The 17087-nt window shown below is 65.0% G+C and carries 10 protein-coding genes; 4 read left to right on the forward strand and 6 right to left on the reverse strand.

Features of this window, described 5'->3' with window-relative positions; genetic code table 11:
* Positions 1-80: 80 nt before the first annotated feature.
* The 5 genes from Pan44_RS00990 to Pan44_RS01010 all read right to left on the reverse strand — a co-directional run bounded on the left by Pan44_RS00990 (position 81) and on the right by Pan44_RS01010 (position 7249).
* Positions 81-1643 carry a glycosyltransferase family 39 protein gene (locus tag Pan44_RS00990; protein WP_197453736.1) on the reverse strand — a complete coding sequence of 521 codons (1563 nt, stop codon included), beginning with the start codon at positions 1641-1643 and terminating at the stop codon, positions 81-83.
* 363 nt (positions 1644-2006) lie between these two features.
* Entirely contained in the window at positions 2007-2927 is a 921-nt protein-coding gene (locus Pan44_RS00995) for a diguanylate cyclase (protein ID WP_145026405.1), read from the reverse strand.
* Entirely contained in the window at positions 2917-5133 is a 2217-nt protein-coding gene (locus tag Pan44_RS01000; RefSeq protein ID WP_145026407.1) for a response regulator, read from the reverse strand. Before Pan44_RS01000 ends, Pan44_RS00995 begins: the two co-directional genes overlap by 11 nt.
* 11 nt (positions 5134-5144) lie before the next feature.
* On the reverse strand, positions 5145-5759 hold the full coding sequence (locus Pan44_RS01005; protein ID WP_145026409.1) for a thioredoxin domain-containing protein: 615 nt from the start codon (positions 5757-5759) through the stop codon (positions 5145-5147).
* A gap of 374 nt (positions 5760-6133) precedes the next feature.
* The gene (locus Pan44_RS01010) at positions 6134-7249 is read right to left on the reverse strand and encodes an alpha/beta hydrolase family protein (protein ID WP_145026411.1); all 1116 of its coding nucleotides are present in this window, start codon (positions 7247-7249) and stop codon (positions 6134-6136) included.
* A 268-nt stretch (positions 7250-7517) separates the two neighbouring features.
* On the opposite strand from Pan44_RS01010, the gene Pan44_RS01015 reads away from it, so the two are divergent.
* Positions 7518-9131 (forward strand): 30S ribosomal protein S1, encoded by a 1614-nt coding sequence (locus tag Pan44_RS01015; RefSeq protein WP_145026413.1) that lies wholly within the window; start codon positions 7518-7520, stop codon positions 9129-9131.
* 53 nt (positions 9132-9184) lie between these two features.
* Positions 9185-10225 carry a hypothetical protein gene (locus Pan44_RS01020; RefSeq protein WP_145026415.1) on the forward strand — a complete coding sequence of 347 codons (1041 nt, stop codon included), beginning with the start codon at positions 9185-9187 and terminating at the stop codon, positions 10223-10225.
* A gap of 63 nt (positions 10226-10288) precedes the next feature.
* On the opposite strand, the gene Pan44_RS01025 is transcribed toward Pan44_RS01020, so the two are convergent.
* Entirely contained in the window at positions 10289-11665 is a 1377-nt protein-coding gene (locus tag Pan44_RS01025) for a DUF1501 domain-containing protein (RefSeq protein WP_145026417.1), read from the reverse strand.
* A gap of 178 nt (positions 11666-11843) precedes the next feature.
* Here Pan44_RS01025 and Pan44_RS01030 point away from each other — a divergent pair, with 178 nt between their 5' ends.
* Positions 11844-15815 carry an outer membrane protein assembly factor BamB family protein gene (locus Pan44_RS01030; RefSeq protein ID WP_197453737.1) on the forward strand — a complete coding sequence of 1324 codons (3972 nt, stop codon included), beginning with the start codon at positions 11844-11846 and terminating at the stop codon, positions 15813-15815.
* 90 nt (positions 15816-15905) lie between these two features.
* Positions 15906-17075 carry a hypothetical protein gene (locus tag Pan44_RS01035; protein ID WP_145026421.1) on the forward strand — a complete coding sequence of 390 codons (1170 nt, stop codon included), beginning with the start codon at positions 15906-15908 and terminating at the stop codon, positions 17073-17075.
* Positions 17076-17087 lie beyond the last annotated feature (12 nt).

Here is a 17087-nt window from a genome sequence, read left to right on the forward strand (position 1 = left end):
TGTTCAGCGCCACGCAACGACGGGCACAATCGTGGATGACCGGCAGAGCGTCAAGATGATTCGTGCGACCATCGAGCCGATCAGGGATTGAGAAACTCGACGACTCCGTCCTCGATCCCGCGGCGCTCGAATCGCAGGAGCGTGATCCCCGGGCGCGATTCGCCGACCGTCGACCGGAAGCCGGCCGAGCGCAGGAAACTGGCGAAGACTTCGATCGACTGCGCGTTGAGATCCGTGTCGTTCGCCCCCACGATCCTGACCTGCCGGATCTCCGGGGCCTTCAGCAGCGACAGGTACTGGCGCGACAGCGGACCACCCACGTCCCACAGGATCGGAATGGGCAGAGCGCGATCGGACTGCGTGTAAAACGGACCCAGGCGACAGGCCACGTAAGACTTGAGACGCGGGTAATCCGCAAGCATCGGCAACAGGATCCCTTCCGCCAGACCCGACTGCGTGAAGACGAGAACACCCGGATCACCCATCTCGGACGCGAGCTCGACTCCCACCTGTTTCCACTCTTCTTCGATCGGATTGGCCAGCCGGGCGGCCGTCCCGGGCGAGAAGCTCATGCTCCACGCCGTGAAACCCAGAAGCCCTGCGACAAGGCAGGCCGCCACCGGGGGAATCGCCACACGAGTCGCGGCCAGTCCCACCGCCAGCGCCGAAGCGGGAACGATCATCACTCGATAGCGCGGGCTCGCGAGCATCGGACTCCCCAGAAGCGCCATCGTCGCGATCATCGTCAGGGGAACGAGCCACAGGAACAGGGGCATCCAGATCGTCCCCCCTCCCTCCAGCCCCTGCTGCCCATCACGACGACGTCTGTGAAAATGGGCCCACGCGCATGACAGCAAAACCAGCAGCAGGGCGAACAACGTCCACGGCGCCCCGAAAGCCTCCAGCACCGTGGGAGGAATCCGCTGGAATTCGATGAGCCCGCTCCACTCCCGCAGCCTGAGAAGAGCAGGCAGCAGCGGCACGCACGCCATGCCCACCACGATGACGGCCACGAGCGCGGTCGACGGGCGGGCGTTCCGCCGCGAACGGCGTACATGCCACGCTGAGAAAACGAGCACGACCGACTGGGCCGCGACGAGCGGGGCCGTGAGATAGTGAGTCCAGCACAGGGCGATCGCAGAAACCGTCCAGGCCGCCAGCCATCGACGCTCCGCAGGCGCTGAACGCCAGCGCAGCAGACAGGCCATCGACAACGACGCGAGCAGCAGTACCAGGCCGTAGCATCTCGCAAAACGGACTTCATCCAGCATTCCGGGATGCCAGGCGACGATCAGCGCGGCCAGTCCCCCGCACAGGGGACCGGCAACGATGCGGCCAAGCCAGAACCCGGCCGGAACCGCGAGGACATACGCAGCCAGCGACGGCACTCGAAAGACCGTTTCCGAGTGTCCGCCCATCGCGAGGGCCAAACGTTCGAGGAGATGGGAGAGCGGCGGAAGGACGGCGACTTCTTCACAGCGATTCCAGAGTTCGCTGACGGTCGGCGCTCCGGAGCAGTAGTAGGAAACGTGTTCGTCCAGCGCCAGCGCCTGGCCGCGCAGCGCCGGAGCGCAGAGCGCCAGCGCGGAAAGGATGGCCACGACCAGAAGCCCGAAGCCCCAGCGATCATCCGACGTGCCCATGAAGATTCCGGTGACGACCCGTTGACGACATGCCGTGCGCTTCCGCGGCCCTGAAGAACACCGCGGACGGATCATTGGATCCGGCAAATCCCGGGTCAATGTCCGAAAGACAGAGTCACCCGCGCGACGATCCGGAATGCACCCTCTTGAACACGTGCAGAGTGCTTTTAGCATGGCAGGTGCAGGAGGCAGCGGATCCGTTAGATCGGCCCAATGGCTGCGTCGACCTGATTAACTGCCTCCTGCCGCCTTTTTTCACGCTCATCGCGTTCCGGCAAGCCGATGCGCGAGACGGTTGTGGAAGGTGCCGTGGTCCAAGGGGGGCCGCGGCACTTTCCTTTTCTGATGAGCCGCCAGACGCAATCAGGCGGAGCAGGCTGCGAGAGCCATTTCGGGCTCCGGCTCCAGCCAGCGCGTGACGCAGTTGCGACCGTTTGACTTGGCCGAATAGAGCGCCTCGTCGGCCAGCTCGAGCACGCTCGGCGGGACCTTCGCCCGCAACTGGGCGACGCCGAAACTGCAGGTCACATGCACAGGCCTGTCGCAGTAGAGGAATCGCAGGTCTTCGATCGCCTGGCGGAGGCGTTCCGCCACCTCCAGCGCTTCGTCCGCAGTCGTCCCCGGAAGCAGGATGGCGAGTTCTTCGCCGCCGTACCGGCAGACGACGTCGCGCGGACGGCATTGTTCATTCAGGACAGTCGCAATCCTGCGCAGGACTTCGTCGCCGAACCCGTGGCCATACTTGTCGTTGATGGCCTTGAAGTGGTCGACGTCGGCCATGATGCAGGCCAGCGGCTCACCCGTCCGCCGCGAGGCGGTCAGTTCGACGGTCATCTGGGCGTCGAGGTAGTGACGATTCCACAGGCCGGTCAGGCCGTCGATCATCGCCTTGCGGGCGAGCAGGTTCATGAGTTCGCGGGTCCGCAGTGAAGCTCGAACGCGGGCCCGGAGCTCAGCCGCGTCGAACGGCTTCGCGATGTAGTCGACGGCGCCCAGGTCGAGGCCGCGGATCTTGTCGCTCGTCGAAGCAGCGCCGGACAGGAAGATGACCGGGATGTCCCTCGTCTCGGGATACGACTTCAGCTCGGCGCACACCGAGAATCCGTCGCGTCCGGGCATGTCGACGTCCAGCAGGATCAGATCGGGCCCGATCGTGCGGGCCTCCTTGATGCCGGTGATCGGATCATAGGCCGAGGCGACCGTCACCTGCTCTTTCGCGAGCCGGACGCGGACCAGGGCCTGGAGGTCAGGCGAATCATCGATGACGAGAACTTTAGGATTCATGGCAAAGCTCGCGAGCCGTCTCGTACCCCTCAACAGAGCGGACGAGCGTCAGCAGGGACTGAATTTCGGAATGAATGGAAGGCAGCGGATCTTGATTCTTGATGGCGAGTTCGGCCCCCGCCGCGCAGGTGGTGATCTCCTGGAAGCCGTAGCCGCCCCCCGCCCCTTTCAACTGGTGCAGGGACCGCTGGAGAGCGGGAAGGTCGTCCCGGCGCAGCTGTTCGGTCAGGCTCGCCATGCGTGAGGGAAGAACTTCTACGAACTGGGCGACGAGTTCGGCCATGTCCGGGTCGTCAGCGAACTCACTGCGGATCTTCGCGATGGAATCCTGCGCCGCCGCCGACGGAACGGACTCGATGCCTTCCGGCATCAGGCGGGCAACCGCCGACAGCAGCGCCGATCTCGCGATCGGCTTCGTCAGGTAGTCGCTGCATCCCGCGTCGAGACACTTCTGGCGGTCTCCTGACATCGCGTGGGCTGTCAGCGCGATGACCGGCAGGTGGAACCCCATGCTCCGGAGTTGCCGGGTCGCCGTATAGCCATCCATTTCCGGCATCTGCATATCCATCACCACGAGATGGAACTCTTCGTGGATGATCGCCTCGATGGCGGCGCGGCCGTTTTCGGCGACGACCACTTCCGCTCCCGCCTTCCGCAGGATCTGCGACAAGAGCTTCTGGTTATCGAGGCCGTCTTCCGCGAGGAGGATCCGCCCCCTCAGGCGGATCAGGTAATCGGCCCGATCCGTCGTCGAGAGGCTCGATTCATTCAGCTGCTGCACCATCTCGAGTTCCGTCACCGGGCCGCCGTTCACCGAGAACCGGAACACGCTGCCCACAGTCGGGAGCGACTCGACCGTCAGCTCTCCACCGAGGAGTTCCACGAGACGCTTGCTGATCGCCAGGCCGAGCCCGGTGCCCCCGTAGCGGCGGGTCATCGATTCATCGGCCTGCGTGAAGGGCTGGAACAGGCGGTCGAGCTGCTGAGGAGTCAGGCCGACGCCAGTGTCTGTCACCGCGCAGTTCACGAAGCAGTTGCCGTCGCGAGTCTCGCTCGAAACATGGACCCGGACGTGTCCGTGGTCGGTGAACTTGACCGCATTGGAAACCAGGTTGACGAGCAGCTGCTTGACCCGCAGCGGATCGGTCAGCACGGTCTTCGGAACCTGCTCGCCGAACGTCAGCTGCAGGTCGATCTTCTTGGCGATCGCCACCGGCCGCATCAGCGAGGCGACGTCGGCCGCGATCTGCGAGACGTCGACGGGAATCTGCTCGATCGTCATCCGGCCCGCTTCGATGCGGCTGATGTCGAGGATGTCGTTGATGAGGTCGAGCAGATGCCGCGCGCTGCGGCGGATCGTCTGCAGGGCTTCCCGGCGCTCCTCGGGAGACTGGTCCCATTCGAGGAGCGTGTCGGCGAACCCCATGATCGACGTCATCGGAGTCCGGATCTCGTGCGACATGTTCGCCAGGAATGCCGACTTGGCGCGGTTGGCCCCTTCCGCAGAGGCCGTCGCCGCGGCGAGTTCGGACGTGCGGAGATCGATCAGGTCTTCCAGGTGCTCCTGGTGCAGCTCGCGGCGGGCGGTCTGAATCGCCATCTCGCGCTGGTCGGCGACGCCGCGGCGGATCGAGATCACCAGGAAGATGTCTTCAAACAGGACCCAGGCGGCATGCTCCAGCCACCGGAAATGCCCGGGCGAAGCGGCGCCGAAGATCGTTTCGGGCCAGAACAGCCCCCGGATCAGGTGATCTGAAGCGGTGACGATCGTCGGCGCGATCAGCAGCTTCCAGTCGCGATAGGCCGCAATGAAAGCGAGCGAACCGAAGATATGGAAATGCGTTTCGATCCGACCGCCGGTGATGTGAATCAGCAGCGACGAAAACAGAACCTGAGCCACGGCGATCGTCTGTCGAGTGATCGCATCGCCCGGAAACTTCCATGCGAAGAAAATCGGCAGGCTGCAGAGCGCCCCGCCGAGGAACACGGCGAGCCACAGATGCGGATGGACGCTGCTCAGCGTCCCCTGCCAGGTCGCCGGCGTGATGACGGCGGCGGCGATGATCGCTGCGAGCCACTGCAGAAGCAGCAGCGCCACGAACATGCGGTCGGTTCGCTGGTACACCTTGCGCCGTGAGGCGTTGTCGATTTCCTGGGCGCGGCGGCGCACAGCGTCGTCATTGAGCCAGATCGGGGTTTCAGACATGGAAGTCGGTGTTATTCGGTCCGCCCGCAGAGGCCCGCGGCGCGACAGGGAGATTCGAGAGGACAGCCGTAAACCTTGGTGCGGGTGAAATCCCGACCGGAGCCCGTGGAATTCAGGACGATCGCTTCAATCGCCGTTCGCCCGGCACTCACGCCCGAGTGCCCCCGCCCGACAGTCACCCCACCGTGAAAGGCGAGGCTGCCATCCGGCATGTAGAGGAGCGCTTCGCCGGATGTCGTGGCGCCGAATCGGCGATGTTCAGTTCCGCTCACGTCAACAAACGCGGGACCCGCATTGATCGCACGGACGGTTTCCCAGTGCTCGGTGTCCTCGCTGCGCCACGGGGCGTCCCCCCGTTCCAGGAACACGAACTGCATGTCGAGCTTGTCCCCGCAGCGGTGATGCAGGGCTGCGACCTCTTCGAGGCTCGCCCGCGTGCACGGGCACTTCGGATGGACGAACACGATCAGCATCGGCTTGCCGAGAGGAGCAACGCAGACGGCGTCCTCCGGGAATCGCGTGGCGACGTCGTGGTCGGGCGCGGCCGTCTTCTCGTGCCGCATCGCGACGGCGAAGCCGGCGGCGACAGCCGCGAGCCACAACACGCCGACAAGAACGACGGTCAACCCACCCGCTCGCGGGTGGTGGAAAAGGTCTGGGCGGCCGTGCGCGCGCATCTCGAGCTCGAACGTCGGGGAAATCACGGCGCGGTACCGCCGTCGGGTGAGAGTGCGCCTGCCGCTGGGAGGAGGCAGGTTTTGCACACTGTGCGTGTGGCTCTGGAGGTGCAGTCCGGGCGACACAGCAACACTAGGTCGAATATTGCGACTTGCGCTGGCTTGTTGCCAAAAAGACGCAACAGAGGCGTAGGCCAGTCCACATATGCCTGAGAAGCCGGCTTCAGCGACCGCTGGCGGCTAAGGTCAGGTGGCAGGAACTGTTAGGGATTTCCCCTCACCAGGAGGCGAAAGTCGCGGTTTGCTACCGGTGTTGCCTTCGTTCAACGCCCCGGCGCGGACGGTTCCCCCTTGAGAACCCGCTCAATCAGCGCGTACGCCTTTTCCCGCATCGCGTCCGGAAAATCGTGCTCGCAGTCCGGGTGGGCCACTTCGAGCCGGTCCGGAACTCCGAGCAGCTCGTACACCGGCCGGGCCGCGGCAACCACGCGGTCGACACTTTCGTGCCGGAAATTGGAGTCCTTCAGCGGCGCCGCAATGAAGACGTGACGCGGGGCCAGAGCCCCGACCAGCTCGTGAAAATCGTAGGGAATCTCCGCGAGACGCCCCCGGTACGCGGCCAGCCGCGGAAGATAACGGGTCTGGCACCACCCCTTTTCAGGCATCCAGACCGACTCCACCCCGCCGTAGTAATCGAGATACGAGTCGAGCCCGCACGACGAAACGATGACTTTCACGCGATCGTCGAACACCGCTGTGTAAACGGAATTGTGCCCTCCCAGCGAGTGGCCGATCGCAGCGTAGTTTCCCGGCTGCACGGAGGGCAGCGAGTCGAGCAGATCGAGACCGCGGATGTTGTCCCAGATGGCCTTCAGCGTCCCGCTCTCCCAGCCCAGCGCCTTGATGTCCGGCTGGTACTTCGCAAGGAGCGGATAGGAAGGAGAGAGTGTCACGAATCCACGCTCCGCCAGCTCGCTGGCGTATTGCCGGTTCGCTTTCCCTCCGAGACCGACGACGACTCCGTTTCCGACGGCGTTGTCGGTCGGATGCAGGCAAAGCACGGCAGGAACCCGGATTTTGGAGTCCGCCAGGACCGATTTCGGAATGGTGAGATATGCAGGAACGCGGCCGCCCGGCTCGGAGGAATATTCGATCCGCCGGAGCACGTAACTTCCACGATCGATCTCTTCGAGCACCGTCATCTCGAGATCGCACCTCTTCTCAGGGCCCGGAAGTTTTCCGGCGATCGATTCGAATGCCGCGACGATCGAGGCGCGGCGTTTTTCCCAGTCGGCCTTGGTTTTCACAGGCGCCGCGACGCCCGAATCGTCGCGAAACACGAGCAGGTTCTCGCGCGGCAGTCGCTGCGGCGCGTCGGCCGCGGCGATCAGAAAGAGACTGGCGAGCAGGCAGATGACAATCGTCAGTCGCGAAAGCATCGTCTGGAATCCTGATTGAAACGGTTGTTCCTGCGGAATGAACTGGCAGGTCGGGCGCGGCCTGGTCTGGGCCGGAGCATATCACCGGCATTCGCAGAATTCCCCGCGGTAGGGGGGGCGTGTTACACTTCGGGGCATCATTCGTTTGAGTTGCTGCGGACAGACAGGCCATGTGGCCTCTCGGATCCGGCGGCAGCGCGATCCGGAGGCACAACAGTGCCGGCCATCGATCGCGAACATCCGTACTGCGGCGAGGAGAGTTGTCGGCATGAGTTCGGAACCAGGAACCGGCGCGACCCAGGAGTCTGCAACTCCTGTTCAGTCAGATGAGGCGTCGGCCGTGGCAGTGGCGTCGGCTGCGGAAACTTCTCCGGAGGCCGCCGCTGCAGGAGAGGCTCAGCGTCCCAAGGTGCGACTCAATCCGGCTGCGGATCCGGGCCAGCTCAAGGCGCGCCCCTCGATCGATGCACCGGAAGCCTCCGCATCGGAACCCGCCGCCGCGGATGTCCCCGCTGAAGAGGCCCTGGCGGCCGCCGCGAAGGCGGAAGTGACCATGTCGTCGCTTCCCCCCGCTCCGCCGGCCCGCGCGGTCGAAATCCCGCGCGACGTCTCCCTCGACGCCGACACCGAGGCTGCGATCGCCGCCGCCATCGCCGGCGGCGGACTCGATGCCCAGCCCGTCCCAGTGACGCCCCCTCCGTCCTCGACGGAAGAGGCGGACGCCGATGCTCCCCCCGCCTCCGACCTCGCCTCGGGGACGAAACTCACCGGAACCGTCCAGACGGTCCACGGCGACAACGTCTTCCTCGATTTCGGCCTCCGCACCACGGGCGTCGTTTCGCTCCGTCAGTTCCCCCCCGCGAAGCCTCCCCAGGCCGGCGACAAAGTCGATGTCGTCGTCGACCGCGTCGATGAGAAGGACGGCCTGGCCCTCTGCAACCTGCCTCGCGGCCGGTCCAAGGTCTCCGGCGACTGGGACGCCATCTCCGTCGGACAGGTCGTCGACTGCTTCGTCGAAAAGACGAACAAGGGCGGCCTCGAAGTGAAGTGCGGCTCGCTCCGCGGCTTCATGCCCGCCAGCCAGGTGGAGATGGGCTACGTCGCTACCCTCGATTCCTACGTCGGCCAGAAGTTCCGTGCCCAGGTGACGGAAGTGAAGCCGGCCCGCCGTCGGCTCATCCTCTCCCGCCGCGCCATCATCGCCGAAGAGCGTGAAGCGGCCGAGAAGGAGGCGATGCAGAACCTCGGTCCCGGACAGTCGCTGACCGGCCGCGTGAAAACCATCAAGGACTACGGCGCGTTCATCGACCTCGGCGGCGTCGACGGCTTCCTGCACATCGGCCAGATGAGCTGGGTCCGCATCAACCATCCTTCGGAAATCCTGAAGGAAGGGCAGCAGGTCGAAGTCCAGGTCCTCTCAGTCGATAAAGACACGAAGAAGATCAGCCTCGGCATGCGGCAGCTGTCGGCCAATCCCTGGTCGCTGGCGTCCGACAAGTACGCCAAGGGAACCAACGTCACCGGCAAGGTCACCCGCGTCGAGCCGTTCGGCGCGTTCATCGAACTCGAGCCGGGCGTCGAAGGCCTGGTGCACATCAGCGAACTCGATCACAAGCGGATCAAGCGCGTGACGGAAGTGCTGGACGTCGGCCAGATGGTCGAGGTCCAGTGCCTCGAGGTCGACCCGGGCCGCAAGCGGATCAGCCTCTCCGTGAAGGCCCTCCGGGCCAAACCGGAAGCTCCGCCGAAGCCTCAGGATGAAGACCTGGCCCCCGGAAAGGGCGAGGTGTATCAGCGCAAGACCAAGGGCCCGCTCAAGGGAGGCATGGGCGGCACGAATGCAGGCGGATTGTTCGGAAATCCTGGAGATTTCGCGCGATAGGTCGCAGCAGACCGCCACCAGAAAACGGGCGAATCGGCATCCCAGAGGCGCTTATGGCCATTTCGTTCTCGTGTGAGTGCGGCCAGGAATTCAAGGTCAACGACAGTCACGCCGGCAAGCGGATCAAATGCCAGGGCTGCGGCTCCGCCGTGAAGATCCCGTCGCTGCCGGTGAAGGCGAAGAAATCGACGGGCGATTCCGGCGGCGTCGCCGTCGGCAAGGTCGCAAAGAAATCGAAACGCGCCGAGGACGAAGAGGAAGATCCGCTCGTCCACCGCACCAGCGACTACGACAGCGCCTTCGAGTTCGACATCGCCAAGGTGCCGATGGGGAAGCTGATCGAGGACGACGACCCCGACTCCCCCAAGGCCAAAAAGAAGAAGAAAACCGACGGAGCCAAGGGCGACAAACCCAAGAAGAAGAAGAAGGACGACGAGGAATCCGCCAATCCCGTGCTGGTCGGCGTCTTCCTCCTCCTCGGGCTCTGCAGCCTCTCCGCGCTCGGGTACTTCGGCTTCCAGAAATTCGGCGGGGCGGTCGACACCACCCCCGTCGAAAAGAAGTTCGTCACCTTCAAGCATGAGACGGCCGGATGGTCCGTGGAGCATCCTGACGACTGGCCGGCGAAGGGCCAGGGGGGAAGCGGCGGTGCTCCGCCGCTGCTGCTGATGGAAGGCGACGGCGCTGTTTTCCGAATCAAGGGCAGCATGGGCGGATCGGCCGTCGGCAGCATCGCCCAGTCCGGCGGAGCCGGCGGCATCGCCATCCCCGGCGCCGGGGGTGATGACGCAGCGCCCGTCGGTGAAGACCTCTCTCCCGAAACCGCCGTCCACGAGTTCCAGAAGACCTTCTTCGAAGCGGACTTCTCCGAGTATGAAGAAGAGCCGATGCAGAAGATCAAGACCCCCTTCGGCGAAGGCCGACTCTCGGTCTACACCGGCAAGGAAGGGCTGCTCAGCGGAAAGGTGAAGGGCTACCGCGCCACCTTCATGGACAACAACTGGCAGTACAACATCCGGGCCTACGTGCCCGAGAATCAGTGGGAAAAGTTCGAGCCCATGTTCAAACGGATGATCATGTCGTTCGCGCGGTAAGCGAAACGGGCTCACTGGCAATCACGCCCCGGCTGCTCCTGAAGCCCCCGGGGCGTTTTCGTTTCACGAAAACAGCCGCGTCACCGGTTCGCCCGGGCACACAACCTGCGGACGCCCCTGGGCGTCCGCCAGCGCCAGCTCGCGCGGAATCCCAAGCAGATGATGCACCGTCGCCATCAGATCCACCGGCTGCACAGCGTCGGCGATCGGGTAGGCCGCGTGCCTGTCGGAAGCCCCGTACACCTGGCCTCCCCGCACGCCCCCGCCAGCCAGCACGGAGGTGAAACAGTTCGGCCAGTGATCGCGCCCATCCCGCCCCGCGCCGGCGTCGCTGTTCCGCTGCCCCACCTTCGGAGTCCTCCCGAATTCGCCCGTCCACACCACGAGCGTTTCGTCGAGCAGGCCCCTCTCTGAGAGATCGTCCAGCAGCGTCGAAAACGCCCGGTCGGCCACAGGCATCAAGCGGTCCTTGAGATCGATGAAGTTCCGGCTGTGCGTGTCCCAGTAGACGCTGACGTTCTTGATGCCGTCGTTCGGCCAGAACACGCAGACCAGCGGAACGCCGCGCTCCACGAGGCGTCGCGCCTGAAGCACGCTCTGCCCGTGCGGATTGCGGCCATAGCGATCGCGCATCTCGGCCGGCTCCTGCGCCAGATCGAAAGCGTCCCCGCCGGCCGTGTCCTGCAGCAGATGGAACGCGCGGCGGTAATGTTCGTTGATGGCGGTTCCCGCGCTCACATCCAGGGCGCGGCGTTGGCGTTCGAGTTCCGCCAGCAGCGCTCGGCGCTCATCCAGGCGCGAAACGGCAATCCCCTCCTGCAGCGCGAAATCGGCCACGCGGTAGTCGACCGTATTCGGATCAGCATCGATCGTCAGAGGATCAAACTGCTTCCCCAGCCACCCCGCAAACTGCCCGTGGCTCTGCTCGACGAACCGCGGAACATCCCCCGGCACTTTCGGACGCATCGAAACGAACGGAGGAAGCGGCTGCCGTCCGCGGCCCAGCCGGGAGACGACGCTCCCCAGGCTCGGCCAGTCGTGTTTGAGGTCGTTGTCCGGCGGCGGGGGCTGCCCCGTCAGCAGGAAGTGCGTCGAGGTCGTATGGTCGACGTTGTTGTGCGTCATTGAACGCACGATCGCCAGCCGGTCGGTTCGCTGCGCCAGTTCCGGGAAGTGTTCGCAGATCTGGATGCCGGGCGTCGCCGTCGAAATCGGCTGGAACTCGCCGCGGATCTCGCGCGGCGCCTCGGGCTTGAGGTCCCACGTGTCCTGGTGAGCCGGACCGCCCCACATGAACAGCAGAATGCACGCCTTGGCTTTCCCGAACGAATCGCTGGCCGGCAGCGAGACGGCCTGCTGCGCAGCCAGGAGCTGCGGCCACGACAGGCCCAGCCAGCTCACCGCTCCCGCCTGCAGCAGTGTCCGGCGATGCATGGGCATGAGCAGGAGTGACGGGGAGGGAACGGGCCGCGGCCATCACATCATCGGTCGCCTCCAACGCCAGCGTCAAGAACCGGAGCTCACTCGAGGCCGGAGCGCGGCAGCAACAATGGCAATTGCCCAGTCGTTCCCGGATACTGGTACGACTCTTCTCGCGCCGATTCAGGGGTCCCGACACATGGCGATTGCTCCCTCGAAATGGATGTCCCGCACGATTGTTGCGGCAGCCCTGCTTTTGTCCCCGGCCGCAGTCTCCGCCGCTGATGATCCAGCGGATGTCCTCCGCGAGTCGGGCGTTTGCGGCGGATTCGTCGCCCACATCAACTGCGGCAACGGCTCGCTGACGGTCGGCCTGAAGCCCAACGACTCCTACCAGGTGCAGGGCCTCGCGCGCAATCCGGAGGACGTCGCCGCCGCGCGAACCGCAGTCGCCAAGGCAGGCCTGTACGGCGATGTCGCCATCGACCGTCTCTCCGGCCAGCAGCTCCCCTACATCGATAACCTCGTCAACCTCCTCGTCGTCGACGGCGACCCGGGTGTTCCCGACACCGAACTCGATCGAGTGGTCGTGCCCAATGGCGTCATCATGCGACGGGCGTCCGCGGATGCGAAGTGGACGAAAACCGTCAAGCCGCGTCCGAAAGAGATCGACGACTGGTCGCACTACCTGCACGATCCCAGCGGCAACGCCGTCGCTCACGACGACGTCGTCGCGCCCCCGCGCCATCTGCAGTGGGTCGGAACCCCGCGCTGGTCGCGGCACCACGACCGCATGGCCAGCATGAGCGCCATGACGACCACCAACGGCCGCATGTTCTACATCATGGACGAAGGCAGCCGCATCTCGATCCAGCTTCCCTCCAAGTGGAAACTGATCGCCCGCGACGCCTTCAACGGCGTCGTCCTCTGGAAACGTGACATCTCCGAATGGAACAACCAGCTCTGGCCCCTCAAGAGCGGCCCCACGCAGCTGGCCCGGCGACTTGTGTCGACTGATAAGGAGGTCTACGCGACTCTCAGCTTCGAGGCCCCGCTGACCGCGATCGACGCCGCGACCGGCGAAACACTCCGCACCTACGAAGGCTCAGGCTCCTGCGAGGAAGTCCTCTACGACCAGGGTGTCCTCTATATCGTCGCCAACAAGGGTGAGCACGAACTGAAGCAGTACGCGCCGCTGCACAACACCGGCGACCAGGCGCGCGTCCGGACCGACTATGCCTGGGATGAAGGCTCCCGCGTCCTCATGGCCTACGACGCCGCAACCGGTAAACAACTGTGGGCGAAGGGCACGCGCGTCACCCCGCTGACCCTCGCACTCGGCGCCACGCAGGCCTTCTTCCACGACGGCGAACGCCTTGTCGCCGTCGACCGCAAAACGGGCGAGCAGACCTGGCGCACCGAGCCCGTCAATCGCCGAGCCCGCGTGACGTTCAACTTCGGGCCGCGGCTCGTCGTCCATGACGACGTCGTCCTCTTCGCGGGCGGCGAAGGAAAGATGTCGACGTTCAACGGATCCGACGGCAAGCTGCTCTGGACGGCCGACCACCCCAACTCGGGCTACCAGTCCCCGCAGGACCTGATGGTCGTCGATGGTCTCGTCTGGTGCGCGCCGACGACCAGCGGCAAGGACACCGGAAAGTTCACCGGCCGCGACCCGAAAACCGGCGAGGTGAAAAAGGAATTCCTGCCGGACATCAACACCTACTGGTTCCACCATCGCTGCTACATCGCCAAGGCGACTGACAACTTCATCATCCCGTCGCGAACCGGAATCGAGTTCGTCGACCCCAACACCGAACACTGGGACATCCATCACTGGGTCCGCGGCGGATGCCTCTATGGCATCCTGCCGGCCAACGGCCTCGTCTATGCGCCGCCGCACAACTGTGCCTGCTATCCCGAGGCGAAGCTGTACGGCCTCAACGCCATGGCCCCCGTCGCCCCGACGCGGCCCCTCCCCGGTGTGATCTCCGATGAAGGTCGCCTCGAAAAGGGACCGGCCTTCGACCGGCCGCTCGGACCCGTCGAAACCGAAGACGACAAGAACCTCGACTGGGCCACGTACCGCCACGACGCCGGACGCACCGGCGCCACCACCCAGAAGATCGAGCCCGAACTCAAGCCCGCCTGGTCGGTGAAGCTCGGCGGCAAGCTCACTCCACCCGTCTCGGTCGGAGGACGAACCTTCGTCGCCCAGGTCGACCGCCATACGCTCCACTGCCTCGATGCCGAATCCGGCAAGTCCCTGTGGACGTTCACCGCAGGAGGCCGCATCGATTCGCCGCCGACCATTACCCGCGGCCGCGCCGTCTTCGGCTCGGTCGATGGATACGTTTACAACGTCGATGCGGCCACCGGTGAACTCGCGTGGCGCTTCCGCGCCGCTCCCGAAGACCGCCGCTGCATGGCGTTCGAGCAGCTCGAATCGGTCTGGCCCGTCCACGGCAGCGTCCTCGCCGAAGACAACAGCGTCTACTGCACTGCCGGCCGCTCCGCCTTCCTCGACGGCGGCATCCGCGTCATCAAGCTCGACGTTGCGACCGGTGCGAAGAAGACCGAAACCCTGATCGACGACCGCAACCCGGCCACCGGAAAAAGTCTGCAGGAGCTCGTGCAGATCCTGCAGATGCCTGTCGGACTGCCCGACATCCTCTCCAGCGACGGCAAGTGTCTTTACATGCGGTCGCAGAAATTCGATCTCGACGCCAACCGCCTCAACATCGGGCCCGTTTCCGGCGACCCCGTCACGCACTCGAGCGAGCAGAAAGGGGAAGGCGCACATCTCTTCGCCCCCATGGGCTTCCTCGATGACACCTGGTTCCACCGCTCCTACTGGGTCTTCGGCAAGAACTTCTCCGGCGGTCACAACGGCTACTACCAGGCCGGACGGTTCGCCCCCGCAGGACAGATCCTCGTGACCGGAGGCGGCTACGTGTTCGGCTACGGCCGCAAGCCCCAGTACCTGAAATGGACGACCACCCTCGAACACCAGCTGTTTGCGGCGTCGACGGAAGCCCCCGAAGTCCCCGATGCGAAGCGAAAGCTCCCCGGAAATTCGAAGCAACGGGCCCGCGCGGCCTCGCAGCAGGCGACCGTCGACCTCGTCCAGTTCCCCAACGTTCCAGGAACCAACCCCACCGGAAAGCCGCTCACCGTCGAAGCATGGATCAACTCCACCCGGCCGGAAGGCGTCATCATCTCCCGCGGCGGTCCTGCCGAAGGCTGGGCCCTCGGGCTCCAGAGCGGCAAGCCGACATTCTCACTCCGCGTCGGAAGTGAATTGACCAAGGTCACCGGCCCCAGGCGGATCGTCGGTGAATGGCACCACGTCGCCGGCGTCCTCACCGAAGACCGGAAGCTGCGAGTCTACGTCGACGGCAAGATGGCCGCCGAGGTCAACGCCCCCTCCCTGATCAAGTCCGAACCGAAACAGCCGATGGCCATCGGAGCCGATGAAGGAGGCGCCGTCGGCGACTACCAGTCCCCCGCCGGGTTTACGGGCGTCATCGATGAAGTCCGCGTGACCTTCGCCGCGCTGAGCGACGCCGACCTCGCCGAGCGGTTCGAATTCCCGCAGTCCCAGCCGCTCGCGGAAGTCGCCCTCCTGGTCGATTTCAACGACGGCAGCGCCCGCGACCTCTCCCGCACGCGGAACAACGGCACCATCGAAGGCCCCGAACCGGCCGAGGGAAAAGTCGGCATGGCCCTCAAGTTCAAAGGGGGAGCCAACCCGACAAACGCCAGCCCTCCCCCCGGCGGAAAGCTGGCGGCTGCCGCCGATGGCGCCGGCCCCTCGGGCAACTCGTTCGTCGAGCCCCACTGGAAGAGCGACGTTCCGATCTACGTTCGCGGCATGGTCCTCGCCGATCGCACGCTCTTCATCGTCGGCCCGCCCGACCTCATTGATGAAGAAGACACCTTCGTTCGCCTGACCAAGAAGGACGACGCGGTGAAAGACCTGCTGAGCACCCAGGACAAGGCCCTCGGCGGCGAAAAAGGAGGCATCCTGCTGGCCGTCAACGCCGACACGGGCGAAACCCAGGGGCGTCTCGACCTCGGAGCCCTTCCCGTCTGGGACGGCCTCGCCGCCGCCCGCGGAAAGATGTTCCTCAGCACACTTGATGGAACCGTGATGGCATTCAAGAAATAGGCGAACCGGAGGGGACGCCTGGGGGGCAGCCCAGCAAAGCATCGCCCTCCCAATGCCGACGGGGCAGCCCTTCCTTTCCTTCCTGACCTGATGTTCAAACACTTCTGTCACGTTGCCTTCGCCGTCGCCGCCCTGCTGTGGGCCGCGAGCGCCTCGGCGTGCAATGTGCCCGTCTTCCGATACGCGCTCGAGCGCTGGCAGAACGACCTCTACCACGTCGTCGTCTTCCATCGCGGCGAACTCTCCGCCGACGACAGGGCCCGTGTCGACAACATCGGCCGGCGTTCGTCGACCGAAGGCGGCACGACCAACCTCGAAGTCACGACCGTCGATCTGTCGCAGCCATTCGAGCCCGGATACGAAGACCTGTGGAAAACAGTCCCGTCCGAGACGCCCCTCCCCTACGTGCTGCTCCAGGCGCGAATGGGGCGTGACAAGACGCTCACGGTCTGGAACGGCCCGCTCGCCAAGGTCGAAATGGACACGCTGGCGATGAGCCGTGACCGTCAGGAGATTGTCGATCGCCTGATGAAAGGCCACTCGGCCGTGTGGGTCGTCCTCCCGGGCAAGGACGACGACGCGACGCACAACACCGTGAACCTCATTGAAACCGAGCTCAACCGCCTGCAGGATGAGCTGCCGCTCCCCGAAGGCATCGGCGCTCCCGGCTCGGAAGTCTTCTCCGAAATTCCTCTCACGCTCCGATTCTCGGTGCATGTGCTGAAGCCCGGTCCCGAAGCGGATGTCCTCCTTCCGGAGATCTTCCGCCGCGTCGCGCCCGGCGCGGCGGCCGATGGCCAGCCGCTGGTCGCCCCCGTGTTCGGTCGCGGCCGGGCCGTCGATGTCATCCCCGGCGATAAGGTCGACGAAGCCACAGTGGAAGACCTCTCCCGTTTCATCTGCGGCGCCTGTTCCTGCCAGGTGAAAGAACAGAACCCCGGCTTCGACCTCCTCATGGCCGTGAAGTGGGACGAACGGCTCTTCGCCCCCGGCCAGCTCCCCCCCAAAGACACGCCAAAGAAACAGGGGACGGAACTGGTCAAGATCGCCCCGGGCCCAGCCACCGGCGGCCAGGGGGACGCATCGCCCATGGCGTCCACGGTCGTCACCGACAAGCCGGCCGTCAGCCCGCCGCTCACCCAGGCGGAGCACGATGAGAAAGTCCGAGAAGCCAGACAGGAGTTGATCGCGGTATTGGTGGGGGTCTTGCTCCTGGCGGGCGTCTTCGGACTCTCCATGTACTCCGCGAACAGACGATAGGCGACGCGTTCT

It is taken from the genome of Caulifigura coniformis, assembly GCF_007745175.1.
Lineage (GTDB): Bacteria > Planctomycetota > Planctomycetia > Planctomycetales > Planctomycetaceae > Caulifigura > Caulifigura coniformis.